General features: G+C 53.3%; 1 protein-coding gene, 2 tRNA genes, 2 rRNA genes and 1 other annotated feature. All 5 genes read right to left on the bottom strand.

Annotated features, from left to right (window positions below):
- Positions 1 to 269 precede the first annotated feature (269 nt).
- The gene (locus tag QME66_12425) at positions 270 to 911 is read right to left on the bottom strand and encodes an LAGLIDADG endonuclease (protein ID MDI6809763.1); all 642 of its coding nucleotides are present in this window, start codon (positions 909 to 911) and stop codon (positions 270 to 272) included.
- A gap of 359 nt (positions 912 to 1,270) precedes the next feature.
- Positions 1,271 to 1,453 (bottom strand) — a sequence feature (23S ribosomal RNA rRNA prediction is too short).
- Between the two features lie 58 nt (positions 1,454 to 1,511).
- Positions 1,512 to 4,649: ribosomal RNA gene (locus QME66_12420) — 23S ribosomal RNA — on the bottom strand.
- A 166-nt stretch (positions 4,650 to 4,815) separates the two neighbouring features.
- A tRNA-Ala gene (locus QME66_12415) sits at positions 4,816 to 4,891 on the bottom strand.
- Positions 4,892 to 4,945: 54 nt separating this feature from the next.
- Positions 4,946 to 5,022 (bottom strand) — tRNA-Ile (locus tag QME66_12410).
- A 121-nt stretch (positions 5,023 to 5,143) separates the two neighbouring features.
- Positions 5,144 to 5,702: ribosomal RNA gene (locus QME66_12405) — 16S ribosomal RNA — on the bottom strand; the annotation flags it as partial.

Below are 5,702 nucleotides of genomic sequence, written 5' to 3'. Positions count from 1 at the left end.
CTTGGGACCTTCTCCAGCCCCAGGATGCGATGAGCCGACATCGAGGTGCCAAACCTCCCCGTCGATGTGAACTCTCGGGGGAGATCAGCCTGTTATCCCCGGCGTACCTTTTATCCGTTGAGCGACGGCCCTTCCACACAGAACCGCCGGATCACTAAGCCCTGCTTTCGCACCTGCTCGACTTGTGGGTCTCGCAGTCAAGCTCCCTTCTGCCTTTGTACTCGACGCGCGATTACCAACCGCGCTGAGGGAACCTTTGGACGCCTCCGTTACTTTTTAGGCATTTGTGTTATCCTTGCCGCAGGAAGTTTGTAGCGCATTGATGAAAGAACAAAGGGTTCAACAAGTTCGCGGAATCGTTCAAACGACTTCCCAGACACATAGACTTGCCATCCCTCCCTCTGCGCACGCAGCGTTGCTTTTATGTCGAAGCGCCTCACCAGCAAGTCCGTCAGTCGTTCAACATCCGCTTTCAAAAAGCCTTGCGTGTTGAACAGCACTCCTTTCGACTCACGAGACTTCAGAGACGCATCATCCATGAACCAATAAGCAAGCCCGCGTGGCGTAAGAAAGCGATGAATCAAGCGAGGTACGCGTTTCTTTCGCTCCACATAGAATTGGTGTGCATAGAAGCGAAACGCTCGATGACTCACAGTCTGAAACCAAAGATTATTGTGTGAATCATCACGCTTGTGTCGTGGACGCGTCAAAACCCATTCTCGAAACAGATCGTAAAGGTGGTCAACATACAGGTTCTGCCGGATACCATACTCGACCTCAAGTCTGTATGTCCCCCCGCCATTCTGTGTCTCGAGATGAGCGTCGCCTAACAGCAACCCTATCAAGGTCTCCCGTTGAAGCTTGGATAGCCTCAACGATTCCTTGTATTGTTCGATTTCTCGCGAACGCACCCTATCTTCCCTTGACTAGAATTCCTCCTGCCTCTTGAGCAGGAAGGACTTCGTATCGCTACGAAGATCAGACTATATCATCTTCTTCGCCACGAGGCGAAGAAGTCCGGCGTGTAGTCGTTGAGGGGGTACTTCATTCTTGTGCTTCCGCACGATGAAGACCTTCCCTGCTGATTGTCCGCACTGATGACTGTTTTACTGCTCCCTTGCTGATCGAGCTAGTCTCATCAGATGCTACACCACTTCGCATCGCTCTGTAGAGTGCAGCGCTGCTTGTGAACGGACGTCCCAGCATATAGCCAGATGTTAACTCGCATGTCACCACACGAGCGCCCCTTAATTTATTAAGCGGTCGAGGCGACCGCCCCAGTCAAACTGCCCGCCTGACACTGTCCCTCGGCCGGATTCACGGCACGAGGTTAGAACCTCAATCACGCAAGGGTGGTATTTCAAGGTTGGCTCCACGAGGGCTAGCGCCCCCGCTTCATAGCCTCCCACCTATCCTACACATGCATGATCAAAGCCCAATATCAGGGTACAGTAAAGGTGCACGGGGTCTTTCTGTCCACTAGCGGGTAAGCGGCATCTTCACCGCTGCTACAATTTCGCCGAGCTCCTCGTTGAGACAGCGGCCAAGTCGTTACACCATTCGTGCAGGTCGGAACTTCACGCTTTTCACTGTTTCCAGTGGCGTAGACTATACGTTTATCTGTCGTCGAGAGTACTTTTTCTTGCTGGTGACATTGATGGTCTCAGCAATCTGAACGATTTCTGCAAACCCTTCTTTTGTGAGATGCCTGCGCTCGTGCATTCTGCGCACGACGGCCGCAAACTTAGTGAAGTCCTTCCGTTTGCTTGAGAGCAGCGGATACTTCTCAAAGTGCGGGATAACCTTTGTCACAAGGTCTTTGACGCTACGCACCTCGTACTTGAGGGTTCTGTCAGACCTATCAGGTCGAATCGTACCGCATCCGAACTCTCTTTGAAAGACAAGGAGCACTTCGGAGCGATCATTGTTCTGACTGACGGAGAAGCTTGGTCGGACATCCCAACCGAACTTATGCCGATTGCTCTTGTTCAGAGTGACACAAAAGCAACCTTCTCCATCAGCGTAGCCTGAAAGGTAAGATCGTCCATCCATTGGACTCTCGGCGAAGACACCGGCGTTTTGCGGCGCTCATGAATTTGTCCTTACGGACAGGAGACACCGCCTTGGGCTTGCGCCCTCAGTCGTTACAGGGTCAACGCTTTCGCGCGACTTCCCTCGGTATTACCCTTCGACCGTTTGGCCGTTAGGGCTTCACCGATATGAGCCGGTGTTGCATGCCTCATCGCTGAGGCAAGGGGCAAGTTGTGAACTTACCCGACAAGGAATTTCGCTACCTTAGGACCGTTCAATCTGTTACTGCCCACTTTGCAGTGGGGGTGCGCTCATTTCTGTCGCACTCTGCATGTCGCCATGCAGTTCGGACTATATCATTTCCCGCTTCAAGCGGGAATCTGGCGTATAGTCTCTGAGGATACTTCAGCATTGAATCTCCGAAGTCTTTCCTGCTGGTTGTCCGCACCTCTTGGATTTTCACTACCCTCGACTGCAGGGTGAGTACCAGAGGATACACCGGATTTTCCAGCATACAGCCAGATTTGTTATCGGAACTACAGCGGTCCAGACTATAGTTACGGCCGCCGTTTACTGGGGCTTCAGTTTGGAGCTTCGCCTTCTGATTGCTCAAAAGGCTAACCCCGCCCTTTAACCTTCCAGCACCGGGCAGGTGTCAGTCCCTATACATCGCCTTAAAGGCTTAGCAGAGACCTGTGTTTTTAGTAAACAGTCGCTTGGCCCTTTTCACTGCGACCCCCGTCAGCTCGCCACGCGAAGTGGCTCACTTACCTGGGGACACCCCTTGTTCCGAAGTTACGGGGTAATTTTGCCGAGTTCCTTAACGAGGAATCACTCGAGCACCTTGGGATTCTCTCCCCACCTACCTGTGTCGGTTTACGGTACGGTCATCCAAAAGACTCGCCTAGAGGATTTTCTTGGCAGCATGCTTTGGGCCGGTTTGTGTCCTTACGGACTCCCCATAACCTCTCGGGGATAGCGGCTGCCCGGATTTTCCTGGGCAACCCCCCTACTGGCTTAGACCCGCACTTCCGATCGCGGGCCGGCCTTTCACTTCTGCGTCTCCCCATGGCTCAGACGTCTCCCAGATGGTACAGGAATATTCGCCTGTTTCCCATCGCTTACGCCGTTTGGCCTCAGCTAAGGATCCGACTAACCCTGAGCGGATTAACCTTCCTCAGGAAACCTTGGGTTTTCGGTGAGCAGGTTTCTCGCCTGCTTTCTCGCTACTAATACCGGCATACTCACTTCTATTTCGTCGACCCAGTCTCACAACTGAGCTTCATCCTACAATAGAACGCTCCCCTACCAAAGAAATCATAAGATTTCATTCCGCAGCTTCGGTATCGGACTTGAGTCCCGCACATTATCGGCGCAGAATCACTTGACTAGTGAGCAGTTACGCACTCTTTAAATGATGGCTGCTTCTAAGCCAACATCCTAGTTGTCTAAGTAACTCCACCACCTTATACACTTAGTCCGAATTCAGGGACCTTAGCTGGCGGTCTGGGATGTTCCCCTCTCGCCTACGGAGCTTATCCCCCGCAGACTGACTCCCGCGCTGCGAGTGGCAGCATTCGAAGTTTGAATGGGTTTGGTAACCTGGTAGGGTCCCTAGCCCAATCAGTGCTCTACCTCCGCCACTGATCACGCAAGGCTAGTCCAAAAACTATTTCGGGGAGAACCAGCTATCACCGAGTTTGATTAGCCTTTCACCCCTATCCACGGCTCATCCCCTAACTTTTCAACGTTAGTGGGTTCGGACCTCCACGTACTGCTACACACGCTTCATCCTGGCCATGGGTAGATCACTCGACTTCGGGTCTACTGAATGCAACTCTTCTTGCGAATTAACGCAAGAAATGCGCCCGATTAGGACTTGCTTTCGCTCCGGCTCCGCATCTGGCGATGCTTAACCTTGCTGCACTCAAGTAACTCGCCGGTTCATTATGCAAAAGGCACGCAGTCACCATCCCCCAGGAGCAAGCTCCCGGGTTCAGGCTCCTACCGCTTGTAGGCATACGGTTTCAGGTTCTATTTCACTCTCCGTCAGGAGTCCTTTTCACCTTTCCCTCACGGTACTGGTCCGCTATCGGTCGCCAGAGAGTATTTAGCCTTGGGAGGTGGTCCTCCCGGCTTCCCGCAGGATTTCTCGTGTCCCGCGGTACTAAGGTATCTGACAGAAGGGAGTCAGTTTTCTTTCGCCTACGGGACTTTCACCCTCTTTGGTCAGCTTTCCCAAGCTGTTCGACTAGATCACTGATTTTTTACTCCCCGACCCGGTCTGCGCACCGATCAAGTCAGACCCTGCAACACCGCTCACACAACGCACGCAGGCTTGAACATGTGAGACAGTTTTGGCTCGTTCCCTTTCGCTCGCCGCTACTAGGGAAATCGAATCTTTCTCTCTTTTCCTGGGGCTACTAAGATGTTTCAGTTCGCCCCGTTCGCTTCGCCCGAGCTATTTTATTCGCAAGGGCGATGACACAGCATTACCTGTGCCGGGTTTCCCCATTCGGGTATCTCCGGGTCTAAGCTTGTTTGCGGCTTACCGGAGCTTATCGCAGCTTACCACGCCCTTCATCGCCTTCTGGCGCCAAGGCATCCACCATACGCCCTTAGTAGCTTGGCCGAACACAAGATGCTTTGGCTGGTAAATCTACCGCCTTTTCCACTAAATCACTTGTCAAAGAGCATCTATGTCGATCGCCACACAACAGACCCGTGATGGCGATGAACACTCTATTCAAAAACTTAAGCAATCCCTGCCGCCAGCTTGCCAACTGGTGGAGATAACCGGGCTCGAACCGGTGACCTCCTGCTTGCAAAGCAGGCGCTCTCCCAACTGAGCTATATCCCCTCAGAGGCTTCCGCACTGCCCGAAACGAGAGGCACTCAGGATCCAGCTTATCGCTGGTGGGCCTAGGTAGAGTCGAACTACCCACCTCACGCTTATCAGGCGTGCGCTCTAACCAACTGAGCTATAGGCCCAACCAATGCCAGGCCCTAACCTTTGGCACGCCATTTAGATAACTGAAAGCGCATGAGAGCAATCTGAAGATCAACCTAGGAGTCTGCTGAGTCTTGCGACTTCAGCTTTTGTGCTCCTTAGAAAGGAGGTGATCCAGCCGCACCTTCCGGTACGGCTACCTTGTTACGACTTAGCCCCAATCGCTGGTCTTACCTTGGGCGCCTCTCTCCCTTGCAGGTTGAGACAGCGACTTCGGGTACTCCCAACTTTCGTGGCTTGACGGGCGGTGTGTACAAGGCCCGGGAACGTATTCACCGCGACCTGCTGATTCGCGATTACTAGCGATTCCGACTTCATGCAGTCGAGTTGCAGACTGCAATCCGAACTGAGACCGGTTTTCTGGGATTAGCTCCACCTCGCGGTCTCGCAACCCTTTGTACCGGCCATTGTAGCACGTGTGTAGCCCGGGGCGTAAGAGCCATGAGGACTTGACGTCATCCCCACCTTCCTCCGGCTTACCACCGGCAGTCTCCCTAGAGTGCCCGGCATGACCCGGTAGCAACTAAGGACAAGGGTTGCGCTCGTTGCGGGACTTAACCCAACATCTCACGACACGAGCTGACGACAGCCATGCAGCATCTGTGCACTTGCCCCGAAGGGAGGGCATATTTCTACGCCTGTCAAGTGCATGTCAAACCCC

It is taken from the genome of Candidatus Eisenbacteria bacterium, from assembly GCA_030017955.1.
GTDB lineage: Bacteria > Eisenbacteria > RBG-16-71-46 > JASEGR01 > JASEGR01 > JASEGR01.
Note: the sequence above shows the minus strand (reverse complement) of the source record. Positions and strands in the feature narration are given on the sequence as shown.